Raw genomic sequence first — 24,780 nt, 5'->3', positions numbered from 1 at the left:
AGCGTATGAAAACAAAGAAAAGTTTCCTTTGGCTGGCTTTCCTGGTTTTGGCAACCATCTGGATATTAGTCAGGCATAATCAACAAGCTGGCTATTACAGTGTCAAAGGTTTGGTATTTGGGACGGTATACAAGATTACTTACCAATATGACGGCGATTTAAAACCGGAAATAGAAGCTGAACTGAAACGCTTCGATCAATCTCTGTCTCCATTTAACGACAGTTCAGTTATCAGTCGCGTCAACCGCAACGAAGAATTAGTTACCGATAGTTTCTTTCAGAAATGTTTCAACCGTTCGATGGAAATTTCCCGCGAGACAAACGGTGCTTTCGACATCACAGTAGCCCCCCTTGCCAATGCTTGGGGATTCGGTTTCAAAAAAGGCACTTTTCCTGATTCAATCATGATAGATAGCCTGTTGCAAATCACCGGATATGAAAAGGTAAAAATGGACAACGGCAAAGTCATTAAGCAGGATTCCCGTACCATGCTAAGTTGCAGTGCCGTTGCCAAAGGGTATTCGGTAGACGTAGTTGCGCAACTGCTCGACCGTAAAGGCATAAAAAACTATATGGTAGATATAGGCGGTGAGGTGGTTGTGAAAGGCAAAAACCCCTCCAAAGGCTTATGGCGCATCGGAATCAATAAGCCCGTCGACGATTCACTGGCCGTAAACCAAGACTTACAAACAATACTTGAAATTTCGGATTTAGGCTTGGCAACTTCAGGAAATTACCGCAACTATTATTACAAAGACGGAAAGAAATATGCTCATACCATCGACCCGAGAACGGGTTATCCGGTACAGCACAGCATCTTGTCTTCCACCGTAATCGCTAAAGACTGTATGACTGCCGACGCCCTGGCTACCGCCTTCATGGTGATGGGACTGGAAGAAGCGGAAGCCTTCTGCAAAGCGAACCCGGAGATTGACGCCTACTTTATTTATAGCGGAGAAAACGGAGAGTTTAATACTTTCTACACGGAAGGAATGAAAAAATACATAGCGAAATAAGATCCGCTTCTTTTCTTTCATTCTCTTCACATGAGGATAAGTCTCAAGCTATCAACCGTTTCGTGTGATTACTCAAAGAAATATGCTTCTTCACATCCTTCACAGTCATTACCGTGAAGGATGTGCCGCATCTCTGGATACGCCATAATAACCGGGAGCAGGCACATACATCGGCTGATTGCGCAAACCGATATTCACCAGTTTTCCTTCTCCACGCAAACGTACCAAATGCGTTTTGGCCGTAGTACGTGCCAAACCACACACTTCCTGAAAATCACGGCGGGTCATCATCTGATGTTCGGCAAAATATTCTTTCAACAGCATATCAATCTCCACCTCTGACACCTTCTCCGAATGACGGACATACTTGGACTGACTGGCGCGAACACCCACAAAATGTCCTTTCAGATTACTGTCAGGGCGAAATCGGACAGTTTTGAAAGCCACCTTATTAGTCTTATGCGGAGTGCTGCGAGTCACTTTCCCCGTAGCCTCCAAAGTGGGATAAAAATAACCGATCCCCTCGATATGTACTTCTTTTCCCTCACGCAACGACTCGCCAAGAATCTTCGATAAGTTATCAAGCACATTCTTTACATCGCCCACAGTCAACGAACTGTAGTCATGAATCTTGTAACAAAGAGTATCCGTATCCACCTTTCCATTCATAAAGATACGCGGATGCAACGCTGCTTCTTCTTCCGAAGAAGCATTAGGATTTTCATACCAATCAAACACAATAGCCATTACTTCTTATCAATTTAAATGTGTAACTTCATCATAGGACAACTTTAATCGGCTATTCGGACGACTGGAATCGGCTGTTCAGTCAACTATTGTCAGCCAACCGGACAACTCCAGTCGGCTTTTCCTAAACAAGCACTAAAGATACGATAAAGTAACGACTTATCCGCATAAGAAAGCTTGTTTTTCATTTCAGGAGAAAATAAACTTTTTCTTAGTTAAATACTTGCAAACCCCATATCTCATGTTATACCTTAGCAGCATCAACCGGTCGAAAAAACAACATTTATTCATTTAAAAAACAAGAAAAATATGAAGACATTAGAATATAACTCAAAACGTTTGGCGAAAAGAATACAGGTATTGATGAAAGAATCGTCAAACGTCATCGTTTCACCGAACATTTCAAAGGAAGAGCTCAAAATGCAAGAATTGCATGAGCAGGAAGCAGATAAGAAAGAAGTACATAAACAGGAAACACATAAGCAACCCGTCCTTCTGACGCAACAAGTGATCGACTTTTTAAAAGTGCGATATGATTTCCGCTACAACCTGCTCACCGAAGAAACTGAATTTCGGCCATTCGGCCAACGAGAAATTCCTTTCTGCCGCATAGACAAGCGAGAACTGAATACTTTCTGCCTGGAAGCCCACAAAGAAGGAATCAATTGCTGGGATAAGGACCTTCAAAGGTACATCTACTCTACCCTAGTGGAAAGCTACCATCCTTTCCGGCTTTATATGGACGAACTACCTATATGGGACGGAACGGACCGGCTGAAGTCTCTGGCGAAACGAGTATCTGACGCCCCTATATGGATAAAAAGCTTTCACACCTGGATGCTCGGACTTGCTGCCCAATGGCTGGGAGTGAATCAAACACAAGCAAACAGCGTAGCCCCGATACTTATCAGCGAAGAACAGGGACGCCATAAATCTACTTTCTGCCGTATGCTGATGCCACCACAACTAGCCCGTTATTATTCGGATAATCTGAAACTAACCGCACAAGGCAATCCCGAACGTCTCCTTGCCGAGATGGGATTACTAAACATGGACGAATTTGACAAATTCGGAGCACAAAAGATGCCATTACTGAAAAATCTGATGCAAATGTCCAGCCTCAACATCTGCAAAGCCTATCAGAAAAATTTCCGGTCACTACCTCGTATCGCTTCGTTCATCGGAACGAGCAACCGAACTGACTTACTATGTGATCCGACAGGCAGCCGCAGATTCATCTGCATTGAAGCGGAACATGATATTGACTGTACCGGAATTGAACATTCACAAACCTACGCCCAACTGAAAGAGGAATTGCTTGCAGGTGCCCGCCACTGGTTCAGCAAAGAGGAAGAACATACCTTACAGCGTCATAACAGCGCCTACTATCATGTCAACCCCATAGAAGACATTGTGCGCAACACATACGCGCCTGCCACGTTGGATGAACCGGATTGTCTGTCACTCTCCGCCGCCATCATTCATCAGGAATTGAAAAAGAAGTTCCCAGCCGTACTACGCAACTGCACTTCTATCCAGCTAGCACAAATCTTGACCGCAGCAGGTATCAGCCGACAGCATACGAGATTGGGGAATGTGTATTTGGTGAAGAGGGTGAAGGGTGGTGAAGAGTAAAAATAATGCCGTTCATTCACAGGAAGTAGGTGTGAATGAACGAATAAGCTTTATGTGAAAAGAGTGGAGAACGGTTTATAAAAATAAAGTACATTATTCAAGAACAAAAAAGTTTTAGAATCATCTCCGAGTATTTGGATATTATTCGTTATCTTTGAAAACTTTATTTCATTAATTAATATAATTTGAGATGATGAGAGAAGCCCAAATAGAAGAACTATTTATAAAAAAGTTAGAAGAACTCAAATACTCCTATCGCAGAGATATTCGCGACAGAAACTCTCTTGAACAAAACTTCCGAGAAAAGTTTGAGTCTCTCAACCGGGTAAGGCTGACTGAAAACGAATTTGAACGACTGAAAACCGAAATTATAACTCCTGATGTATTTGCCGCTTCGAAGTTGCTGCGTGAAAGGAATTATTTTCAACGTGAAGATGGCACTCCTCTACATTATACATTAGTGAACATAAAAGACTGGTGTAAGAATGAATATGAGGTTATCAACCAATTGAGAATAAATACAGGAAACAGTAACCATCGATATGATGTCATTATTCTTATTAATGGTATTCCGGTAGTTCAGGTCGAATTAAAAACATTAGACGTCTCACCTAGGAAAGCAATACAACAAATTATTGATTACAAGAATGATGTTGGTAACGGTTATACCAACTCATTACTTTGTTTTATGCAATTATTTATTGTTAGTAATAGGAGTGACACCCGTTACTTTGCCAACAATCAAAATCAACATTTTAGTTTTGATGCCAACGAGCAATTTCTGCCTGTGTATCAACTTGCAAATGAGCGGAATAGAAAAATCAGACATTTAGACTCTTTTGCAGAACTATTTTTGCCCAAATGTACATTGGGAGAAATGATTAGCAAATATATAGTTTTGGTAGAAAGCGAGCAAAAACTATTGATTATGCGCCCCTACCAAATCTATGCAGTAAAAGCAATTGTAAACTGTATTCATCAAAACCGGGGTAACGGTTATATATGGCATACCACAGGTAGTGGAAAGACGCTTACTTCTTTCAAAGCCTCCACGTTATTAAAAGATAATCCGGACATAGAAAAATGTCTTTTCGTTGTTGACCGCAAAGACTTGGACAGGCAAACCCGTGAAGAGTTTAATAAGTTTCAAGAAGGAAGTGTAGAAGAAAACACCAATACCGAAACACTTGTAAGACGACTACTTTCTACAGATTATGCAGATAAAGTCATTGTAACGACTATCCAAAAGTTGGGTTTAGCATTGGACGGAAACCATAAAAAGAACTATAAAGAACGCTTAAATCCATTGAGTAAGAAACGAATGGTTTTCATCTTTGATGAATGTCACCGTTCACAATTTGGTGAGAATCATAAAGCTATTAAGGAATTCTTCCCTAATGCTCAATTGTTCGGCTTTACCGGAACACCTATTTTCAATGATAACGCAACACAAAAGACTATAGAAGATGAACATGCTTCCAACAAGACTACTAAAGATATTTTCGAAAAGGAACTGCATGCATACACCATTACAAATGCAATTGATGACCAAAACGTATTACGTTTCCATGTAGAATATTTTAAAGGCAAAGGAAACATTAATCCTAAGCCAGGAGAAACGATTACTCAACAAGCAGTGATTGAGGCTATTATAGACAAACACAATGCCGCAACCAATTCGAGGAAGTTCAATGCGATTCTGGCAACCGCTTCTATAAACGATGCAATAGGATATTATAATCTTTTCAAAGAAATCCAGAAACAAAAGCAGAAAACAAACAAAGACTATATACCTCTAAATATAGCCTGCGTTTTTTCACCTCCGGCAGAAGGAAATAAAGATATTCAGCAAATTCAGGAAGACTTGGAGCAAGAAAAAGAAGACAACAAGCAAAATCCTGATGAGAAGAAAGCAGCATTAAAGAGTATTATCAGGGATTATAATAAACAATACGGAACAAATCACAACATTAATGAGTTTGATTTGTATTACCAAGATGTACAAAAGCGCATCAAAGACCAACAATACAGTAATGCGGATTATCCTCACAAAAATAAAATTGATATCGTCATTGTAGTAGATATGCTACTTACAGGTTTTGACTCTAAATATCTCAACACTTTGTATGTAGATAAAAATCTAAGATATCATGGACTGATACAGGCTTTTTCGCGTACCAACCGTGTACTAAACGATACTAAGCCATACGGAAATATATTAGATTTCCGCCACCAGGAAAATGCCGTAAACGAAGCTATCGCTTTATTCTCAGGAGAAAAATCTGAAGAACAAGCGAAAAAAATCTGGTTAGTTGATCCGGCTCCTGTAGTAATTGAAAAATATAAAGAAGCCGTAGCAGCTTTAGGTGATTTCATGCGACAAAATAATTTAGCCTATGAACCGCAGGAAGTGTATAATTTGAAGGGAGATACTTCGCGAATCGCTTTTGTCAAAAATTTCAAGGAAGTACAGCGATTAAAAACCCAACTCGACCAATATACAGACTTAAATGAGGAACAACAAACTCAAATTGAAGAGATATTGCCTGAAAACACTTTCCGTTCATTTAAAAGTTCGTACATAGAAACGGCTAAACAATTTAGGGAAATACAACAAAAAGGCGGCGATAACATCCCCGTAGATATACAACAACTTGATTTTGAGTTTGTACTTTTTTCCTCAGCATTGATTGACTATGATTACATCATGGGACTAATTGCTGACAGCACTCAAAAGAAACCATCTAAACAGAAAATGACAAAAGCACAAATCATTAACCTGCTCTGTTCAAGTTCTAATTTGATGGATGAACAAGAAGATTTAACTGAATACATAAAAAGTCTGGATTGGAATAATGGTCAAGATATACAATCGCTACATGATGGTTACAATGCTTTTAAGATAGAGAAAAATGAAAAAGAGCTATCTGATATCGCAAACAAACACGGACTAACCGCGTCTGCCTTAAAAGATTTTACAGACAAAATTATGCAACGTATGATTTTCGACGGTGAAAAACTAACGGATCTCCTTGAACCGTTAGAACTAAGCTGGAAAGAACGCCGTACGAAAGAACTAGCATTGATGGCAGACTTAGTCCCTCACTTAAAAAAACAAGCTCAAGGACGTGAGATTTCAGGATTAGCTGCTTATGAATAACATGAAGAGAAGAATATGAGTAACCAACCTAAAATATATAAATATAAAGATTTGTCGGGACTATCCGCAAGGTTACGTGGCGATCTGGTTGAACATGACTTTGTCTTACTTTACGCTCATAATGGAACAGGTAAAACCCGTTTATCTATAGAGTTTAAGAATAAAGGAAAAAAGAAAATAAACGGAGACACTCTCTATTTTAATGCTTTCACCGAAGATCTGTTTCATTGGGACAATGACTTGGAAAATGATATGGATCGTGTTCTTAAAATAAATGCTGATTCAAAATTCTTCAATGCATTTAAAGAATTAGCCCTAGAAGAGAAAATCTTTGCATATCTGGAACGCTATGCGGAATTTGACTTCAAATTTGATTATGAAAAATGGGAAATAAGCTTCAGCAAGCAGATTCCCAATTCCAAACATAGGTTTAACAACAAAGAACCTGAGTATATCATTCAGAACAATATTAAAATCTCTCGTGGCGAAGAGAATATTTTTATCTGGTGTATCTTTCTTGCCATCTGCGAACTGACAATAGATGGTCCAGAAGCTTACAATTGGGTTGAATACATATACATAGACGATCCAATCTCCTCGTTGGATGACAATAATGCTATTGCTGTAGCCAGTGATTTATCTCAGTTGTTGAAAAAAGGAAAAGATAAGGTCAAATCCGTTATTTCATCTCACCACAGTTTGTTTTTCAACGTCGTTTACAATGAATTAAAGCAAAAACAGTGCAAACGATATTTTCTACATAAGAATGGAACTGATGGGTATACTTTACAAGCAACTGACGAGACACCTTTTTTCCACCATATAGCCATATTGAGTGAACTCAAACAAGTGATGGATTCCGGTAAAATCAACACTTATCATTTCAATATGTTACGCAGTATTCTGGAAAAGACATCTACATTCTTCGGATATGATGACTTTTCAAAATGTATTCATGGAGTAGAGGATGAAGTACTTTACTCACGTGCCCTAAACCTGTTGAGCCATGGAAAATATTCTATTTATGAACCTGTAGAGATGGGAGATGATAACAAAATTCTTTTTATAAAAATATTGCGAGCGTTTTTGGATAAATATAAATTTGACATACCCACTCTTCTAATTGAAGAAAAAGAAGTAATTGATTCGATTGACAAAGAAAAAATGAGAAATTAAATATGACAGTACAAGATCAAAAACAATTAGGTAAAACCCTTTGGGAAATAGCAGACGGATTGCGTGGAGCAATGAATGCAGATGACTTTCGCGATTATATGCTATCATTTCTTTTTCTACGCTATTTGTCTGATAATTACGAAGAAGCTGTAAAGAAAGAACTAGGGAGAGATTACCCTCAGCTGGAAGAAGCCAACAAACATAAAGCTTTAGGAGTATGGTATCAAGCAAATGAAACGGATGTGCCGGAATTTGAAAAACAAATGCGCCGTAAAGTTCATTATGTTATAAAACCCCAATATTTATGGAGTAACATTTCAGAAATGGCTCGTACTCAAGATGGTGAGTTACTGCAAACACTTGAAGAGGGCTTTAGATACATTGAAAATGAATCATTTGAAAGTACTTTTCAGGGCTTATTTTCGGAAATAAACTTGAATTCGGAAAAGTTAGGCAGAACAGCCTCGGATAGGAATAAGAAACTTTGCACTATTATTCAAAAAATAGCAGAAGGAATTGCTAGATTCTCAACAGATACAGACATTTTAGGCGATGCTTATGAATATCTTATCGGTCAGTTTGCTGCAGGCTCGGGGAAAAAGGCCGGAGAGTTTTATACTCCGCAACAGCTATCAACTATTTTATCTAAAATTGTGATTTTAGATAGTCAAGACCCGGCATTAGGAGAAAAAAATAAATTAGACAGAGTATTGGATTTCGCATGTGGCTCCGGTTCCTTATTATTGAATGTTCGCAGGCAGTTAGTGGAAACCGAAGGAAGTATAGGGAAAATTTATGGGCAAGAAAAGAATATTACCACCTATAACCTTGCCCGTATGAATATGCTGTTACATGGACTTAAAGATACAGAATTCGAAATACACCATGGCGACACATTGATCAATGACTGGAATATTCTGAACGAAATGAATCCTGCAAAAAAGATGGAATTCGATGCTATCGTTGCAAATCCCCCTTTTAGCTTACGTTGGGAACCTACTGACACGCTAACAGAAGATTTCCGTTTCAAGAACTATGGCATTGCCCCTAAATCGGCTGCTGACTTTGCATTCTTATTGCACGGCTTCCATTTCTTGTCCAATGGAGGGACAATGGCTATCATACTCCCGCATGGGGTATTATTTCGTAGTGGAGCAGAGGAACGTATCCGCACCAAACTACTGAAAGATAATAATATAGATACAGTGATAGGTTTACCTTCTAATCTGTTCTTTTCTACAGGGATTCCGGTTTGCATTTTAGTATTAAAGAAATGCAAAAAATTTGATGATGTTCTTTTCATCAATGCCAGTGAGCATTTTGAAAAAGATAAGAGACAAAATCGTCTACGAGAAGGAGAAGACGGCAAGCCTAATGATATTCAGAAAATCATAGAAACATATCAATTCCGAAAAGAGGAAGAACGATACTCCCGGCGGGTGTCTATGGACGAGATTGAGCAAAACGGTTACAATCTTAATATTAGCAGATACGTAAGCACGTTTAAAGAAGAAGAGCCCATTGACATACATGCAGTAATGGCTGAAATCAAAGAACTTGAAGCTAAACGAGCTAATTTAGACAAAGAAATAAATGTTTATCTGAAAGAACTTGGATTGATAGAGTAATAACGATGCCGAAGAATTTTGAAATAAAAAATAGTACAGCCGAGTTCCTCATGTTCGTGATGGAAGGTAAAGAAGACGGTGTACAAGTGACGTATAAAGACGAAACAATTTGGTGTACGCAGAAGGCAATGGCTACACTGTTTGATGTAGGTGTTCCTGCCATTAGTAAGCACTTGAAGAATATCCTCGATACAGGTGAACTTTCAGAAAAATCAGTTATTTCCATTTTGGAAACAACTGCCGCAGATGGCAAATCCTATAAAACTTCTTTCTATTCGCTCGATGCTATTATTTCTGTTGGTTACCGTGTGAATTCCGTCCGCGCCACTCAATTTCGCCAATGGGCAACCTACATATTGCGACAATTTGCCATACGTGGTTATGTCATTGATAAAAAGCGAATGGAAAATGGTTCATTCATTGGTGAAGATTATTTCGAGCATTTGCTTGCCGAAATTAGGGAGATAAGATTAAGCGAACGTCGTTTCTATCAGAAGTTGACTGATATATATGCCACAGCCATCGACTACAATAAGGATGCACCAACTACTCGTCTATTTTTTAAGAAAGTGCAAAACAAAATGCACTTTGCCGTACATGGTCATACTGCTGCTGAACTGATAGTAGAGCGAGCCAATGCACAAAAAGAAAATATGGGATTGACAACCTGGGAAAATGCCCCTGACGGGAAAATCGTAAAACCGGATGTGAGCATAGCAAAAAATTATTTAAATGAATTAGAATTAGAGGATATGGGACGTTTGGTCAACGCTACTCTAGACATGGCTGAACGTATGGCAAAACGGCATATCCCTATGACTATGGAAGATTGGGCTAAACGAATAGATATTATTCTCGAAGCTGGAGATAATGCAGTGTTGATTGATGCAGGTAAAGTCACCGCAGAGTTTGCCCAATCTTTTGCAGAATCAGAGTTCGAAAAATATCGAATTGTACAGGACAGATTATTCAGTTCCGACTTTGACCGATTCAATGGCAACGATATCCTTCCATTCAATTTTTAACCTTAATGAAGAATAATAGTTATGGCAAATAATAACAATACAAAAAACCTCAATGTTCCAAATTTGAGATTCCCAGAGTTTAAGGGGGAATGGGAAGAAACAACATTAGGCAAATGCGTTATACAACCACTAGATTATGGTATGAATACTGCAGCTATTACTTATGATGGCGAAAACAAGTATATACGAATTACAGATATAGATGAACAAAGTTCTCAATATATTTCAGATAGTCCAGTTTCTCCAGCAGGTCAACTGTTAGATAAATATATAGTAGAAGAAAATGACATTTTATTTGCACGGACGGGGGCAAGCACAGGCAAAACCTATTTATATAAGAAAAAAGATGGCAAACTTTATTTTGCTGGATTTTTAATCAGAGCAAAGATTAAAACAGAATGTAACTCAACATTCATTTTTGCACAAACTAAAACTGTTCGATATTATAAGTGGGTAGGATTCATGTCTATTAGATCTGGGCAACCGGGAATCAATTCTCAGGAATATGCAAGTTATAGATTTCTTATTCCCCAAAAAGAGGAACAAGATAAAATAAGTAACTAATCAAAATTAAGCAGCATAATGACTAAAGTTAATATTCAGTTGTGTTCCTATCGCCGCCAAAGCCCTATTTGTGGCATAAAACAGCGATTCTGTAGTGACATAATCTTGCGGTCGGAGCCATTTCCCTTTCATAATACGCCAAAGGGTCTCCACAATGTTCAAATGAGGAGAGTATGGGGGAATGTAGAAAAGAAAAAGTCCCCGTTTTTCCCATATTGGACGCATTCGCTTTATTTTCTCATTACGGTGTACACTTGCATTGTCAAGCACAACAAATGTCTTTCTGTTGAGCTTGAAAGAGAACCTGTCGAGGAAATCCACGACTTTCTCTGCATCAACAGAATCGCAGGTGCAGAAACCTTCAAAGCGGTTATTCCTGTCAATCATACCAAAGATGTTGAGCCGTTTGGCTTTTTCGACAGGAATGTAAACGTCTTCTCCGGAAAACTGCCACCCGTAAGGGACATAGCCTTCCGTGCAGATATGAGATTCGTCACCATAGAAGAGGTCGATGGAGCCTTTTTCAAAAAGTACTTCAAGTTCTTGCAGCTTCTCGGTCTTATACGCATAGAGCTGCGGCGAGGGCTTACCCTTAGGACGTTTTCTTATACGTCTATATCTTGCGCCAATGCGGATAAAAAACGTTTGAACGTCGATTCGCTCGCTTCCTTGCCCGAAGCATTCTGCCAGGCTTCTTTGGCTGCACGCACACTCTGTCGGTCCGACTCGATGGCTTTGCGCACAGCTTCCTCGTCCGAACAGTCCATGATGGCTTTGCGACCTTGTCCCGGACGTGTATATAATCCTTGGATTCCTTGGTTTTCGAAACGTTTGACCCAACTGCCAACGGTTTGGGCGGTCATTTCCGTTTGTGCTCCCACTTGGGGCGCACTCAAGCCCTCTGCTTTGAGCAATATGGCGCGGCAACGCATACGAAAACAATGGCTTTCGCCTGTACGGAAACCGGTGGTAAGTTCCCGACGTTCGGAATCGCTCAACGTCAATTTCTTGATTTTCATTTGTCTTGCGGTTTGGTTCGAGACAAAGATAATGCAATTTCGACATATGTGAAATAATTATGAATAACTACTTAGCTAAATTTTTATCTCTTCTTGACTCTCGTATTGAAGCTCAAATCAAAATCATTGATAAGTTACAATCCTTAATCAAAGAACTTATAGATGCTTTATTAGAGAATCCTTCGTGGGAAAAAGCTTATCTGTCCTCATTCATGCATTTCTTTTCAACTAACTCACTTTCATGGAAACAGCTTAGCTATACAGAAGGTGAGATAAGAAACCTTCATTATGGTTTAATACATGGTTTTCAGACAAGAGGAATTGATACAGCTTTTTTACCCAAGATACTGCAAAGCTTTGTTCCCAAACAATACACTTTGTGTCAGGCTGGTGATGTAGCTTTTGCAGATGCCTCTGAGGATACTAATGAGATTGGAAAAGCAATAGAATTTATTAGTACTATTGATTCTGAAACTGTATGTGGTCTGCATACTATTCATGGGCGTGATATAAAGAATAAGACACTCATTGGTTTCAAGGGCTATGTATTCAACTCTCGTTATTTCCATGACCAAGTTAGACGATTAGCACAAGGTACTAAAGTTTTCTCTATAACAGCAAACAACCTCTCGTCTTGTTTCGTCTATATTCCTGAGTTAGCCAAACAGAAAAACATTGTAAATCTACTCAACGCCTATGAAGAGTTACTTTCTACAAACAAAATGTTGTTGAAACAGTATGAAATTCAGAAGAGTTATCTGCTTCAGCAAATGTTTATATAAACATTTGCTGAAGCAGATATTTTCGCAGTTTTTGATAATTTTCTAATATACTAATCTCTACATCAATAAAAGTATCAATTCTTGACAATGTCGATGCTATAGATAATTGTTTTTCAATTGAAGGTAGCATAATTCCCGTTTTCTTTATCTCTTCGGTTGTAATACCTTTTATTGATGTTCCTTGAACCGCATAAGATTTACGCTTCATAATAGACTGTAATTGATAGGCTAGGAATTTGGGATTACATTTTATCTTTGTCAGATTACAGAAATCTTGGCTTGTGCATAATGATATATTAGATAAAGCAACTTTTCCAACACCTACGCGAGAAACAATCAAAATGCAAGGTGATTCGCATATTTGAGTTGCAGACTTTTTAATAGCTTCATTCGTAATATGCCTTGTAATAGTGATTTTGTTAATATTATCTTCACTTACATCTGATGAAGAAATCCATGGAATATCTCCGGACCAATAAGATGAATCATTAGAAGACGGTGTTCCTCCTCCTATAAATTTAGCAAGATCTTTTAATTGGTAATTAACCCCATTTGTAGTTGTAAATATAACTGTAATCACGGCGGACTTTAGTTTCTTTAAGTCCTCAATGATTTTGATTTGAGCTTCAATACGAGAGTCAAGAAGAGATAAAAATTTAGCTATTTTATCTTGTTCCTCTTTTTGGGGAATAAGAAATCTATAACTTGCATATTCCTGAGAATTGATTCCCGGTTGCCCAGATCTAATAGACATGAATCCTACCCACTTATAATATCGAACAGTTTTAGTTTGTGCAAAAATGAATGTTGAGTTACATTCTGTTTTAATCTTTGCTCTGATTAAAAATCCAGCAAAATAAAGTTTGCCATCTTTTTTCTTATATAAATAGGTTTTGCCTGTGCTTGCCCCCGTCCGTGCAAATAAAATGTCATTTTCTTCTACTATATATTTATCTAACAGTTGACCTGCTGGAGAAACTGGACTATCTGAAATATATTGAGAACTTTGTTCATCTATATCTGTAATTCGTATATACTTGTTTTCGCCATCATAAGTAATAGCTGCAGTATTCATACCATAATCTAGTGGTTGTATAACGCATTTGCCTAATGTTGTTTCTTCCCATTCCCCCTTAAACTCTGGGAATCTCAAATTTGGAACATCTAAAAAATCAAAAACAAAAAAGGAAATATCCCTTCATAAAATCCTTAATCCTTATCTTACAAGAATATTAATCTATTTAAATTATGAAAGCATGACAGCAAAGAAAACAATTAAAGAAATTACCATTATGTGGAAAGAAGACAAACGTAAATATGTGAAAAGCTCAACATATTCAGCGTACGCCCTAATCTTAGAAAATCACATACTTCCTATGTTTGGAAATAAGTATGAGTTACTCGAAAACGAAGTACAAGAGTTTGTCTTACAGAAACTTCAGAAAGGACTAAGCACAAAAAGTGTAAAGGATATACTCATTGTACTAAAAATGGTAATGAAGTTTGGAGTAAAACTTGGTATATTGTCCCATCAGGATTGGTGCATCAAATTCCCGACACCACAGGAAAACAAACAACTAAATGTACTCAACATCGCTAATCACAAAGCAATATTGCAGTATATAAGTGAACACTTCACTTTCCGAAATTTAGGCATCTATATTTGTCTGACCACAGGGATGAGAATAGGTGAAATCTGCGCACTGACTTGGGATGATGTAGACATCGCCAATGGGGTAATATGTATTCGGAAAACCATTGAACGAATTTACATATTAGATGGCGAAAAAAAACATACGGAAATCATTATCGGTACACCTAAAACTCAGAACTCTATTCGTGATATTCCTATGAACAAGGAATTATTAAAGATGCTACGCCCATTGAAAAAAATCGTAAACGGCAAGTTCTATGTACTTACTAATGAAGAGAAACCAACCGAGCCACGTACCTATCGTAACTATTACAAACGAATGATGGAACAACTCAATATTCCTCCGCTAAAATTTCACGGACTGCGTCACAGTTTCGCCACACGTTGCATTGAAAGCAATTGCGACTACAAAACTGTAAGTGTAATACTTGGACATTCAGATATCACTACTACATTAAATCTCTATGTTCATCCAAACATGGAACAGAAGAAGCGATGCATTGATAAGGTTTTTAAATCTATCAAGTAATACGAAAATAGGATAAGTCTAGCGAAGTATAGCACTTATCCTATAATCTTATATTCTTTAAAAAGGACTCACTTCATAAACACGAAATACACCGCCGCAATCAAACAAACGAACGCCGCCAGATGATTCCAATGTAAAGCCTCACCTTTAAAGAAGATGGTAGTGAACACTGTAAAAATAACAAGTGTTATTACCTCTTGAATGACTTTTAGTTGCATCAATGAAAACGGGCCACCATTGCCTATAAAGCCAATACGATTGGCCGGTATCTGACAGGAATATTCAAAAAAGGCGATCGCCCAGCTGAACGCAATCACACCAATCAGCGGAAGAGCTGCGAACCAACTGTACTCCTGTTTCATCTTTAAATGTCCGTACCAAGCAAATGTCATAAAGACATTAGATACGATCAGTAACAAAATGGTATAGAATCCTTTCATAACAATCTATTCAAATTAATCTATTTTATCTGGTAATAATTCCTCCTGTACATTAGTCATACTGCCCCAAAGGCTATAACGAGCCTCCGGGTTCATCGCTTCCAACTGCCGTAAAATTCCTTTCATATCACTCCGGCTGGACTGCGATTCATAAGGACAATTCTTCACTTGCTTCCGATAATGGCGCAACGCTGCCAATTCTACCAAATCAGCTTCGTGAACCAGACACATCGGACGGATAATTGTCATATCAAACTTCTTCATCACCAACCGGGGCGGCATTGTACCGAATGCTCCCTGATAAGTGATATTCATCAATAAAGTTTCCAGAATATCATCCATGTGGTGACCGAGAGCGATTTTATTGCATCCGTGCTCCTTAGCAACAGTAAACAAAGCTTTCCGGCGGTTCCATGAGCAGAGGAAGCAGGGAGATTTACGTGTATCGGTAGCAGGATCAAAGGCAGTCTCATACTGTACAAAGGGAACTCCATACGCTTCACAGTGCGCTTTCAAATATTCCGTATCGCTCTGATAAGGAATATTCTTCATCACTACATGAACGGCTACGACAGAAAAACGAGGTTTATAGATACGTGCGCGTCTCCCCAACAGTTCCACAAGCGCCAACGAATCTTTTCCTCCCGACAGTCCGATAAGGATTTTGTCTCCTTCTTCTATCAATCCATATTGCACCACTCCTTTGCTAAACCGCCGTTCAATGCGGCGAATGGTTTTCTCTTCTTCCGTAAATTGTGTCATATCTTTGAAAATCGGCTGCAAAAGTAAGCGAAAAGAATGATTTAAAGAAGAATTAACATAATAGAATCACTGAAAAAGGGTTTATTTCTAATAAATTTGTACTTTTGAACAATTGATAAATGGACCGGTGCCCGAAAGCAGCAATGTTTTCAATCTACCCGTCACTCATAAACGCTCAAAACGATGAAAGGAAAATATATTCTATTTTTAATTTGCAGCCTCTTCCTTTGCGAAGTCTCTGCACAAACGTTGGAACAGGCACGCGCCTTATTTACTAAAGGTGACTACGAAAAGGCCAAGCCTGTCTTCCAGAAGTATGCCAAATCACAACCGTCAAACGGAAACTATAATTATTGGTATGGCGTATGCTGCCTGAAAACCGGAGAGGCGGAAGAGGCGGTGAAACCTCTTGAAATAGCGGTAAAGAAACGTATCACCGGTGGACAACTCTATTTGGGACAAGCATATAATGAGACGTACCGCTTTGAAGACGCTGTGAACTGCTTTGAAGAATACATCGCAGACTTAAGTAAACGCAAGAAACCGACGGAAGAAGCGGAGAAACTTCTGGAGAAAAGCAAATCTGACCTTCGTATGTTGAAGGGGGTTGAGGAAGTATGTATCATCGACAGTTTCGTTGTGGACAAAGCAACTTTCCTGAACGCTTACAAGATCAGCGAAGAATCGGGCAAACTGTTTACTTTCAATGAATTCTTCAAGACAGAAGGAGATCATCCGGGAACTGTTTATGAAACAGAAATCGGAAATAAAATTTATTATAGCGAAAAGGGCGAGAAAGGTAATCTTGATATCTTTTCAAAGAACAAGTTGTTAAATGAATGGAGTGACGAACGTCCGTTACCGGGTAGTATCAATGCTTCCGGGAATGCGAATTATCCGTTTGTTCTATCGGATGGAGTCACCGTTTATTACGCCAGCGATGGCGAGGGACTGGGTGGCTATGATATTTTTGTCACTCGCTACAACACGAATACCGACACTTATCTTGTTCCGGAGAATGTGGGTATGCCGTTCAACTCGCCGTACAACGATTATATGTACGTCATCGATGAATACAACAACCTCGGATGGTTTGCTTCCGACCGTTTCCAACCGGAAGGAAAGGTATGCATTTATGTATTCATTCCTAACACTTCCAAACAGACTTATAATTATGAAGCAATGGAGCAGCAACAGATCATTCGTCTGGCGCAGATTCATTCGCTAAAAGAAACCTGGAAGGATAAACAAGCGGTTACCGAAGCACTGCAACGATTGGAAGCTGCTATCAGTCATAAGCCCAAAGAACGCCGTGCCATGGATTTTGAGTTTGTCATTGACGACCATACGACTTACTATCTGATGAGCGACTTTAAATCCGCAAAAGCCAAGACACTTTTCCAGCGCTATCAGCAGATGGAAAAAGACTATTATCAACAAGAAGAAAAGCTGAACAGCCTTCGCCAACAATATGCCGGTGCCAACCAACAGGGAAAAGCAAAAATGGCTCCTGCCATTCTCGACCTCGAAAAGCGGGTACTGCAAATGTCCGAAGAGCTGGATACTCTCGAAGTGAATGTACGCAATGCAGAAAAAACAAAATAAATTAATAACTCTGAACTATGGATATACTCATTATCGCCGTTCTCATTATTGCCGCAGTCATACTGTTTCTGGTAGAACTGTTCGTCATCCCGGGCATTAGCCTGGCTGGAATTTCTGCATTGGTTTGTATTCTTTATGCCAACTACTATGCATTCACCAATTTAGGTATGGCAGGAGGATTTGTCACTCTTGGCATATCAGCGGTTGCCTGCATCGGATCACTGATTTGGTTTATGCGATCGAAAATGCTGGACAAACTGGCGTTGAAAAAGGATATTGATTCAAAAGTAGACCGTAGCGCAGAAGATAGCGTTAAAGTGGGTGATACAGGAATCAGTACTACCCGCCTGGCACAAATCGGATCTGCCGAGATTAACGGAAAAATTGTAGAGGTAAAGTCAATAGACGGGTTCCTCAATGAGAAGACTCCGATAATCGTAAGCCGGATCACCGACGGTACAATCATGGTTGAGAAACACAAAGAATAATATTCACTTAATAAAAACATCAATGGAATCATCTTTCTACTTGCCTATCTTTCTGATAGCCGGAGGTATTATCTTCTTGATAATATTTTTCCATTACGTGCCGTTCTTCCTTTGGTTGTCGGCTAAAGTTTCGGGAGTTAACATCTCGCTGATACAACTATTCTTAATGCGTATACGTAACGTTCCGCCGTATATCATCGTTCCGGGAATGATCGAAGCTCACAAAGCCGGTCTGAAAAATATCACCCGCGACGAACTGGAAGCCCATTATCTGGCTGGCGGACACGTAGAAAAGGTAGTTCACGCCTTAGTATCGGCATCGAAAGCCAACATCGAATTGCCTTTCCAGATGGCTACTGCTATCGACTTGGCAGGACGTGACGTATTCGAAGCTGTACAGATGTCTGTAAACCCGAAAGTGATTGATACTCCTCCTGTAACGGCTGTTGCGAAAGACGGTATCCAGTTGATAGCTAAGGCTCGTGTTACAGTACGTGCCAATATCCGCCAGCTGGTCGGTGGTGCAGGTGAAGATACGATCCTTGCCCGTGTAGGTGAAGGTATCGTTTCGTCTATCGGTTCTTCTGAAAACCATAAATCGGTATTGGAGAATCCGGATTCTATCTCTAAACTTGTACTTCGTAAAGGTCTGGACGCAGGAACTGCTTTCGAGATTCTGTCTATTGATATTGCGGACATCGACATAGGTAAGAACATCGGTGCGGCTCTGCAAATCGATCAGGCTAATGCAGATAAGAATATTGCACAGGCAAAAGCTGAAGAGCGCCGTGCTATGGCAGTAGCTTCCGAACAGGAAATGAAAGCAAAAGCACAGGAAGCTCGTGCCAAAGTGATCGAAGCAGAAGCTGAAGTTCCTAAAGCAATGGCTGAAGCTTTCCGCAGTGGAAACTTAGGCATCATGGATTATTATCGCATGAAGAATATCGAAGCTGATACTTCCATGCGTGAGAATATCGCCAAGCCGACAACAGGCAATGCTGGCAATCAGCCATTGAGCAAATAATCGTTCACAAACGCCGGAATCCGATTTCATTTCAGTCGCAAGACGTTCTCTCCTTTTCTATGGAAAAAGAAAGAGACTTCTTCTGAACTTAAATCCGGTTCCGGCGTTTCTATTTATAGATACAATCCTATTATAAAACTAAAACCTTTCAATGACATGAAAAAGTACTTTCCATCCTCTGAATTGATAATCAATGAAGACGGTTCAGTATTCCATCTTCACGTAAAACCCGAATGGTTGGCAGATAAAGTAATCCTGGTAGGTGACCCCGGACGTGTAGCACTCGTAGCTTCTCATTTCGAAAACAAAGAATGTGAAGTGGAAAGCCGCGAATTCAAAACCATCACGGGTACTTATAAAGGTAAACGGATTACGGTAGTCTCTACAGGAATCGGTTGCGATAACATCGACATCGTAATGAATGAATTAGATGCACTCGCCAATATCGACTTTGTCACCCGCGAAGAAAAGGATCAGTTCCGCCAACTGGAATTAGTGCGTATCGGCACATGTGGCGGTCTGCAACCCAATACGCCTGTCGGAACTTTTGTATGTTCGCAAAAGTCCATCGGTTTCGACGGGTTACTGAATTTCTATGCCGGACGTAATGCCGTATGCGATTTGCCTTTCGAACGTGCTTTCCTCAATCACATGGGTTGGTCGGGAAATATGTGCGCTCCTGCTCCTTACGTCATTGATGCCAGTGAAGAATTGATCGACCGGATCGCCAAAGACGACATGGTACGTGGAGTGACAATCGCTGCCGGAGGTTTCTTCGGTCCTCAAGGACGTGAACTTCGTATCCCGTTAGCAGACCCAAAACAGAATGATAAGATTGAAGCGTTCGAATATAAAGGTTACAAAATTACCAACTTCGAAATGGAAAGTTCGGCTCTGGCAGGACTTAGCCGGTTGATGGGACACAAGGCAATGACCGTTTGCATGGTGATAGCCAACCGACTTATCAAAGAGGCCAACACCGGATATAAGAATACAATCGATACGCTAATTAAGACAGTACTTGACAGGATATAAATCTATATTCAGGAGAGTTAAATTGTAATCGAAAGAATAAAATTGCAATTAAAAGAATGTATAATGGCTTGAATCTTTCACTGATAATATGTGTGGATTCAAGCCATTGTTTTTTTATTAATAACCAATCGTAAATCTCTCCTGGTGGTGTTTCGGATATTCCAGTTCATCAATCATGGCGGCGGCATAATCTTCAACAGAGATATGGCTGTTTCCTACAATATCTACAATCATATCATCTTTTCCCAACCGATAACGTCCTGTACGTACTCCCGGACGCATATCCGCTGCCGGAGAGAAAAACACCCAGTCTATTTCCTTTTCTTTCTTTAAAAAGTTCAGATAGAACTCTCCTAGAGCTTTCACTCCCGGCAATATATTTTCGGGTACTTCACCGGAATCCATCAGACGCAAGCCCGGAGCGATAAACAAAGAACCGGCACCGCCTACCATCAAAAAGCGATTAACACCCGCTTTCTTCACTCCATCAATAATGGTCAGATAAACTTTGATTGTTTCATCGTATATATCAGGATTATTCCATCCCGGATTGAATGCACTAATAACAGCATCTGCACCTTTACAAACGGCAGCCACTTCATCAAGCGCGGAGACATCGGCTTTCACCACTTTCAGATTTTCATTCTCTATCTTTATCTTTTCCGGATGACGAACCACTGCCGTAACCTCGAAACCACGATTCAATGCTTCATTCAGAAGGGCAGAGCCCACAAAGCCGCTTGCCCCGATAAGGACTATCTTTTTCACTTTCTCCATATTCTAATATATTATAATGTTACTACTATATAATAAATAACACTACAACATTCAGAATGTTAGTTCTCTTTTAGAAAATTAATTATCCGATATAAGATTCTATTGTCTCTTTCAACCTTTCCAAAGAATAGGGCTTTGAGATAACAGCATTGCATCCTGCCTGAATAGCCTGTTGCTGTTCAGTATAGAAAGCATACGCGGTCACTGCAATAATAGGCACAGTCAGAGAAATAGTACGGATCTTTTCAGTGGCTTGAATACCGTCCATGATCGGCATACGAATATCCATCAGAATCAAATCCGGCTTTTCGCGGATAAAACTATTGATGGCTTCCTGTCCGTTGCGTACCCATGAAATAATATATTCCTTATTCAAAAGAATATTAAGTTGGACAAAGTTCGACTCAATGTCTTCTACCACCAATATCTTTTTACGTTTATCCTCATCGACGTTCTTCTTATGTGAGAGGCTTCTTTCAGCAACTTCTTTCGGTACTTCCTGATAAGGCAAATAGAGTGCAAACGTACTCCCCTGCCCCAATTCTGAAGTTACCTCGATACGGCCACCCAGTCGTTCTACAATGCTTTTACAAATTGAAAGCCCTAATCCGGTGCCCTGCACAAAGTCATTCAGTTTCTCAAAACGGGTGAAAATTTGAGGGAGTTTCTCTTTGGATATACCACAACCCGTATCGCTGACATACAGTTTCAGCCAAGATCCTTCATATTTCAAGCCTAAAGTTATACTTCCCTTTTCCGTATTTTTAATTGCGTTCGACAAGAAATTGAACAATACCTGCATCACACGGTTACGATCAGTAGAAGTCCAGTATTCTCCTTCGGGACGAATCACTTTCAATTCTACATTCGACTTCATCTTCAGCTGGTGCACTTTTTCCACTTCTTCCACTAGTCCTGCGATCTCAACCTGCTGGAAATGCATTTCCGATTTGCCGGATTCAATACGGGAAAGGTCTAAAATATCATTAATCAACTGCAGTAACAGGTTGCTATTTCTCTGAATAATTTCCAGATACTCCATTTTCTCTTCTTCACTTTCTGTCACTGCGATAATCTCCGAAAAACCGACAATAGCATTCAACGGAGTACGAATTTCATGGCTCATATTAGCTAAAAAGACCGACTTCATTTTATCAGCATCTTCCGCACGACGTTTAGCTTCGATCAATTCCTGCGAACGCTGAATCCGGTCTCCGATGTCATGTATCAACGCAAGTACCCTGTTTCCTTCAAAGGGGGCGATACGTGCCTGAAAATAATGCAGACTTCCATCCACTTCAAGCGGATATTCTATTTCCTTCAACTTACCATCACGCAAACATTCCCGAATGTTACAAATAAACAAGTCGCTAACCTCCGGTGAATAAATAGATCGTCCATCTGCTCCGCGTAGCACTTCCACAGGGTGAAGCAATATCGTTCCCGGTGCCATCAGGACATCGGTAATAAAGAAATTATCATCAAAAATAAAAATGAATTCCGGCAATGCTTCAATTATTTTGCGATTATACTCTTCCAGATATTTGATATGTTGCTCCTTTTCGCATTGTGAAGTGACGTTCACCGTATATGCCAGCAGTTTACCCGGATGACTTTTGCAACTCTCTTTGTAAGACAGAAAATGATCTTCCAGCCAAATCACTTTCCCTTGTTCGCCCATACAACGAACTCTTATTTGTGAGGTTTTAGAGTCTGATGAAAGCATTTCTGCAAAGGCTTGTTTATAGGATTCGGCATCTTCCGGATGAATAAACCGATAGAAATCATCGATGTCCTCAAAAATGATTCCGGTATCCTTCAATCCGAGTGTAGAAAAATAATCGTCTGAAAAGGAGCATTTGCCCGTAATGATATCATACTCCCACAAAGCTATTTGATGAGCTGCAAGTACAGAAAGTATTTCCTGATAATTTTCCCGTATGAGTTCGCTTTTCTCATTCGGAGAATATAAATTGATCGCTGGTTCCATAGCATTATTGTTTTATTTTGTTTGGTGTACCACTGCACGGCAGCAAATATAAACAAATAAAGCACAAGTTGTGCTCAATTTTCTATTTTTTACTTAGAAACAATTATCTTTGCTCATCCAAAAAGAAAAAACAATGAATCAAGATACAATCTGCGCTATCGCTACCGCCCAGGGCGGTGCTATCGGAAGCATCCGCGTTTCCGGACCGGAAGCTATTTCTATCACCGGCAGCATATTCAAGCCCGCCAAGACTGGCAAATTATTGAGTGAGCAAAAACCATATACTTTGACATTCGGACGTATTTATGACGGAGACGAGATTATTGACGAAGTGCTCGTCAGTCTTTTCCGTGCTCCTCATTCATACACGGGAGAAGACAGTACGGAAATCACGTGTCACGGTTCTTCTTACATTCTTCAACAGGTGATGCAGTTGCTTATCAAAAACGGTTGCCGCATGGCCCAACCGGGAGAGTATACGCAACGCGCTTTCCTTAACGGAAAGATGGATTTAAGTCAGGCAGAGGCTGTGGCGGACTTGATCGCGTCTTCATCTGCTGCCACTCACCGATTGGCAATGAGCCAGATGCGGGGTGGATTCAGTAAAGAGCTGACAGATCTACGCAACAAGTTGTTGAATTTCACTTCCATGATTGAATTGGAGTTGGATTTCAGCGAAGAGGATGTGGAATTTGCCGATCGTTCGGCATTAAGGAAACTGGCAGATGAAATTGAACAGGTCATTTCGCGGTTGGCTCATTCATTTAGTGTCGGCAACGCCATTAAGAATGGTGTTCCCGTAGCTATCATCGGTGAAACAAATGCCGGAAAATCGACTTTACTGAATGTATTATTGAATGAGGATAAAGCCATTGTCAGTGATATTCACGGGACAACACGTGATGTAATCGAAGATACTGTCAATATCGGAGGAATCACTTTCCGGTTCATTGATACCGCCGGAATCCGGGAAACCAATGACACGATTGAAAGTTTGGGTATTGAACGTACTTTTCAGAAGTTGGATCAGGCGGAGATTGTCCTTTGGATGGTAGATGCTGTGAATGCCGCCTCTCAAATTGAACAGTTATCAGAGAAGATAATTCCACGTTGCGAAGGAAAACATTTGATTGTTGTATTCAATAAGGCTGATTTGATTGAAGGCAAACAGAAAGAGGATTTATTATCTTTACTAAAAGACTTCCCTAAAGAATCTACGGAATCTATTTTCATCTCGGCCAAACAACGGGAGAATACAAGTGAGCTACAAAAAATGCTTATTGATGCAGCACACTTGCCTACAGTGACACAGAATGATATTATTGTAACAAATGTAAGACATTACGAAGCTTTAAATAAAGCTTTGGAAGCTATCCATAGAGTACAAAACGGACTTGATTCGCAGATTTCCGGGGATTTTCTTTCGCAAGACATACGTGAATGCATTTTCTTTATTTCGGATATAGCGGGTGAGGTTACGAATGACATGGTACTTCAAAATATCTTTCAACATTTTTGCATCGGTAAGTAATTGATTATCAGTAACTTAGGCTACTTAGTTGTAACCATTAATAACCTCCTCATTTTGAGGGGGTTTTCTTTTTAACACTTACCAGTTGATATTTGTTGGTATCAATTATTCCATATACTTTTGGCTCAAATTTCATTCCTGCCCCTCAAAAACGAGCAACAGTTGATACAAATTTGTAAGAGATGATACAACG

Annotated in this window: 22 protein-coding genes; 14 read left to right on the top strand and 8 right to left on the bottom strand. The window is 39.7% G+C overall.

Features of this window, described 5'->3' with window-relative positions; genetic code table 11:
* Positions 1–5: 5 nt before the first annotated feature.
* Positions 6–1,016, top strand: a complete 1,011-nt coding sequence (locus CJF29_RS07010; RefSeq protein WP_099146924.1) for an FAD:protein FMN transferase — start codon at positions 6–8, stop codon at positions 1,014–1,016.
* Positions 1,017–1,124: 108 nt separating this feature from the next.
* On the opposite strand, the gene CJF29_RS07005 is transcribed toward CJF29_RS07010, so the two are convergent.
* On the bottom strand, positions 1,125–1,763 hold the full coding sequence (locus tag CJF29_RS07005) for an HU family DNA-binding protein (RefSeq protein WP_008021253.1): 639 nt from the start codon (positions 1,761–1,763) through the stop codon (positions 1,125–1,127).
* A 309-nt stretch (positions 1,764–2,072) separates the two neighbouring features.
* On the opposite strand from CJF29_RS07005, the gene CJF29_RS07000 reads away from it, so the two are divergent.
* The 6 genes from CJF29_RS07000 (at position 2,073) to CJF29_RS06975 (ending at position 10,951) form a co-directional block, all read left to right on the top strand.
* Positions 2,073–3,398 carry a VapE domain-containing protein gene (locus tag CJF29_RS07000; RefSeq protein WP_099146923.1) on the top strand — a complete coding sequence of 442 codons (1,326 nt, stop codon included), beginning with the start codon at positions 2,073–2,075 and terminating at the stop codon, positions 3,396–3,398.
* A gap of 190 nt (positions 3,399–3,588) precedes the next feature.
* Positions 3,589–6,558 (top strand): type I restriction endonuclease subunit R, encoded by a 2,970-nt coding sequence (locus CJF29_RS06995; protein WP_099146922.1) that lies wholly within the window; start codon positions 3,589–3,591, stop codon positions 6,556–6,558.
* Positions 6,559–6,573: 15 nt separating this feature from the next.
* Positions 6,574–7,734: an AAA family ATPase gene (locus CJF29_RS06990; RefSeq protein ID WP_099146921.1), complete on the top strand. Its 1,161-nt coding sequence runs from the start codon at positions 6,574–6,576 to the stop codon at positions 7,732–7,734.
* 2 nt (positions 7,735–7,736) lie between these two features.
* Positions 7,737–9,362 carry a type I restriction-modification system subunit M gene (locus CJF29_RS06985; RefSeq protein WP_099146920.1) on the top strand — a complete coding sequence of 542 codons (1,626 nt, stop codon included), beginning with the start codon at positions 7,737–7,739 and terminating at the stop codon, positions 9,360–9,362.
* Between the two features lie 5 nt (positions 9,363–9,367).
* On the top strand, positions 9,368–10,387 hold the full coding sequence (locus tag CJF29_RS06980; protein WP_099146919.1) for a virulence RhuM family protein: 1,020 nt from the start codon (positions 9,368–9,370) through the stop codon (positions 10,385–10,387).
* A 21-nt stretch (positions 10,388–10,408) separates the two neighbouring features.
* On the top strand, positions 10,409–10,951 hold the full coding sequence (locus CJF29_RS06975) for a restriction endonuclease subunit S (protein ID WP_413544532.1): 543 nt from the start codon (positions 10,409–10,411) through the stop codon (positions 10,949–10,951).
* Between the two features lie 6 nt (positions 10,952–10,957).
* On the opposite strand, the gene CJF29_RS06970 is transcribed toward CJF29_RS06975, so the two are convergent.
* Positions 10,958–11,587, bottom strand: coding sequence for an IS630 family transposase (locus CJF29_RS06970; protein WP_255299464.1), 630 nt, complete (start codon positions 11,585–11,587; stop codon positions 10,958–10,960).
* A complete protein-coding gene (locus tag CJF29_RS06965; RefSeq protein WP_099147678.1) occupies positions 11,557–11,970 on the bottom strand; it encodes a helix-turn-helix domain-containing protein in 414 nt (137 codons plus the stop codon). Before CJF29_RS06965 ends, CJF29_RS06970 begins: the two co-directional genes overlap by 31 nt.
* Positions 11,971–12,029: 59 nt before the next feature.
* On the opposite strand from CJF29_RS06965, the gene CJF29_RS06960 reads away from it, so the two are divergent.
* The gene (locus CJF29_RS06960; RefSeq protein ID WP_099146178.1) at positions 12,030–12,752 is read left to right on the top strand and encodes a hypothetical protein; all 723 of its coding nucleotides are present in this window, start codon (positions 12,030–12,032) and stop codon (positions 12,750–12,752) included.
* Here CJF29_RS06960 and CJF29_RS06955 read toward each other — a convergent pair.
* Complete coding sequence (locus CJF29_RS06955) at positions 12,745–13,827, bottom strand: restriction endonuclease subunit S (protein WP_255299328.1); 1,083 nt, start codon at positions 13,825–13,827, stop codon at positions 12,745–12,747. The two genes, CJF29_RS06960 and CJF29_RS06955, sit on opposite strands and share 8 nt — an antisense overlap.
* Positions 13,828–14,008: 181 nt before the next feature.
* Here CJF29_RS06955 and CJF29_RS06950 point away from each other — a divergent pair, with 181 nt between their 5' ends.
* Complete coding sequence (locus CJF29_RS06950; RefSeq protein ID WP_099146177.1) at positions 14,009–14,935, top strand: tyrosine-type recombinase/integrase; 927 nt, start codon at positions 14,009–14,011, stop codon at positions 14,933–14,935.
* Between the two features lie 68 nt (positions 14,936–15,003).
* Here the strand turns inward: CJF29_RS06950 and CJF29_RS06945 are convergent, their stop codons facing one another.
* Positions 15,004–15,375, bottom strand: a complete 372-nt coding sequence (locus CJF29_RS06945) for a DMT family protein (protein WP_004304892.1) — start codon at positions 15,373–15,375, stop codon at positions 15,004–15,006.
* A gap of 15 nt (positions 15,376–15,390) precedes the next feature.
* Positions 15,391–16,137, bottom strand: coding sequence for an ATP-binding protein (locus tag CJF29_RS06940; RefSeq protein ID WP_099146176.1), 747 nt, complete (start codon positions 16,135–16,137; stop codon positions 15,391–15,393).
* Positions 16,138–16,320: 183 nt separating this feature from the next.
* Between CJF29_RS06940 and CJF29_RS06935 the strand changes: the two genes are divergently transcribed.
* From CJF29_RS06935 to CJF29_RS06920, 4 genes are all read left to right on the top strand, one after another.
* Positions 16,321–17,742, top strand: a complete 1,422-nt coding sequence (locus CJF29_RS06935; protein ID WP_099146175.1) for a tetratricopeptide repeat protein — start codon at positions 16,321–16,323, stop codon at positions 17,740–17,742.
* Positions 17,743–17,759: 17 nt separating this feature from the next.
* Complete coding sequence (locus CJF29_RS06930; RefSeq protein WP_099146174.1) at positions 17,760–18,230, top strand: NfeD family protein; 471 nt, start codon at positions 17,760–17,762, stop codon at positions 18,228–18,230.
* A gap of 22 nt (positions 18,231–18,252) precedes the next feature.
* A complete protein-coding gene (gene floA / locus CJF29_RS06925) occupies positions 18,253–19,254 on the top strand; it encodes a flotillin-like protein FloA (protein ID WP_004304885.1) in 1,002 nt (333 codons plus the stop codon).
* Between the two features lie 156 nt (positions 19,255–19,410).
* A complete protein-coding gene (locus CJF29_RS06920) occupies positions 19,411–20,289 on the top strand; it encodes a nucleoside phosphorylase (protein WP_004302019.1) in 879 nt (292 codons plus the stop codon).
* A gap of 117 nt (positions 20,290–20,406) precedes the next feature.
* Here CJF29_RS06920 and CJF29_RS06915 read toward each other — a convergent pair whose 3' ends face one another.
* Together CJF29_RS06915 and CJF29_RS06910 are read right to left on the bottom strand one after the other, a co-directional pair.
* Positions 20,407–21,066 carry an NAD(P)-dependent oxidoreductase gene (locus CJF29_RS06915; RefSeq protein ID WP_004302018.1) on the bottom strand — a complete coding sequence of 220 codons (660 nt, stop codon included), beginning with the start codon at positions 21,064–21,066 and terminating at the stop codon, positions 20,407–20,409.
* Between the two features lie 82 nt (positions 21,067–21,148).
* Positions 21,149–23,056, bottom strand: coding sequence for a PAS domain-containing hybrid sensor histidine kinase/response regulator (locus CJF29_RS06910; protein ID WP_099146173.1), 1,908 nt, complete (start codon positions 23,054–23,056; stop codon positions 21,149–21,151).
* A gap of 133 nt (positions 23,057–23,189) precedes the next feature.
* Between CJF29_RS06910 and mnmE the strand changes: the two genes are divergently transcribed.
* Positions 23,190–24,587 (top strand): tRNA uridine-5-carboxymethylaminomethyl(34) synthesis GTPase MnmE, encoded by a 1,398-nt coding sequence (gene mnmE / locus CJF29_RS06905; RefSeq protein WP_099146172.1) that lies wholly within the window; start codon positions 23,190–23,192, stop codon positions 24,585–24,587.
* Positions 24,588–24,780 lie beyond the last annotated feature (193 nt).

Source organism: Bacteroides celer (assembly GCF_002632415.2).
Taxonomy (GTDB): Bacteria; Bacteroidota; Bacteroidia; order Bacteroidales; family Bacteroidaceae; genus Bacteroides.
The sequence above is the reverse complement of the archived record's forward strand: the minus strand, read 5'-3'. Positions and strand labels throughout refer to the sequence as shown.

Coding starts and splice junctions, on each gene's coding strand:
- CJF29_RS07010 (WP_099146924.1), top strand. CDS start 6: ATGAAAACAAAGAAAAGTTTCCTTTGGCTGGCTTTCCTGGTTTTGGCA.
- CJF29_RS06950 (WP_099146177.1), top strand. CDS start 14,009: ATGACAGCAAAGAAAACAATTAAAGAAATTACCATTATGTGGAAAGAA.
- CJF29_RS06930 (WP_099146174.1), top strand. CDS start 17,760: ATGGATATACTCATTATCGCCGTTCTCATTATTGCCGCAGTCATACTG.
- CJF29_RS06955 (WP_255299328.1), bottom strand. CDS start 13,827: ATGAATACTGCAGCTATTACTTATGATGGCGAAAACAAGTATATACGA.
- CJF29_RS06995 (WP_099146922.1), top strand. CDS start 3,589: ATGATGAGAGAAGCCCAAATAGAAGAACTATTTATAAAAAAGTTAGAA.
- floA (WP_004304885.1), top strand. CDS start 18,253: ATGGAATCATCTTTCTACTTGCCTATCTTTCTGATAGCCGGAGGTATT.
- CJF29_RS07005 (WP_008021253.1), bottom strand. CDS start 1,763: ATGGCTATTGTGTTTGATTGGTATGAAAATCCTAATGCTTCTTCGGAA.
- CJF29_RS06945 (WP_004304892.1), bottom strand. CDS start 15,375: ATGAAAGGATTCTATACCATTTTGTTACTGATCGTATCTAATGTCTTT.
- CJF29_RS06990 (WP_099146921.1), top strand. CDS start 6,574: ATGAGTAACCAACCTAAAATATATAAATATAAAGATTTGTCGGGACTA.
- CJF29_RS06910 (WP_099146173.1), bottom strand. CDS start 23,056: ATGGAACCAGCGATCAATTTATATTCTCCGAATGAGAAAAGCGAACTC.
- CJF29_RS07000 (WP_099146923.1), top strand. CDS start 2,073: ATGAAGACATTAGAATATAACTCAAAACGTTTGGCGAAAAGAATACAG.
- CJF29_RS06940 (WP_099146176.1), bottom strand. CDS start 16,137: ATGACACAATTTACGGAAGAAGAGAAAACCATTCGCCGCATTGAACGG.
- CJF29_RS06980 (WP_099146919.1), top strand. CDS start 9,368: ATGCCGAAGAATTTTGAAATAAAAAATAGTACAGCCGAGTTCCTCATG.
- CJF29_RS06960 (WP_099146178.1), top strand. CDS start 12,030: ATGAATAACTACTTAGCTAAATTTTTATCTCTTCTTGACTCTCGTATT.
- CJF29_RS06985 (WP_099146920.1), top strand. CDS start 7,737: ATGACAGTACAAGATCAAAAACAATTAGGTAAAACCCTTTGGGAAATA.
- CJF29_RS06915 (WP_004302018.1), bottom strand. CDS start 21,066: ATGGAGAAAGTGAAAAAGATAGTCCTTATCGGGGCAAGCGGCTTTGTG.
- CJF29_RS06920 (WP_004302019.1), top strand. CDS start 19,411: ATGAAAAAGTACTTTCCATCCTCTGAATTGATAATCAATGAAGACGGT.
- mnmE (WP_099146172.1), top strand. CDS start 23,190: ATGAATCAAGATACAATCTGCGCTATCGCTACCGCCCAGGGCGGTGCT.
- CJF29_RS06975 (WP_413544532.1), top strand. CDS start 10,409: ATGGCAAATAATAACAATACAAAAAACCTCAATGTTCCAAATTTGAGA.
- CJF29_RS06965 (WP_099147678.1), bottom strand. CDS start 11,970: ATGAAAATCAAGAAATTGACGTTGAGCGATTCCGAACGTCGGGAACTT.
- CJF29_RS06935 (WP_099146175.1), top strand. CDS start 16,321: ATGAAAGGAAAATATATTCTATTTTTAATTTGCAGCCTCTTCCTTTGC.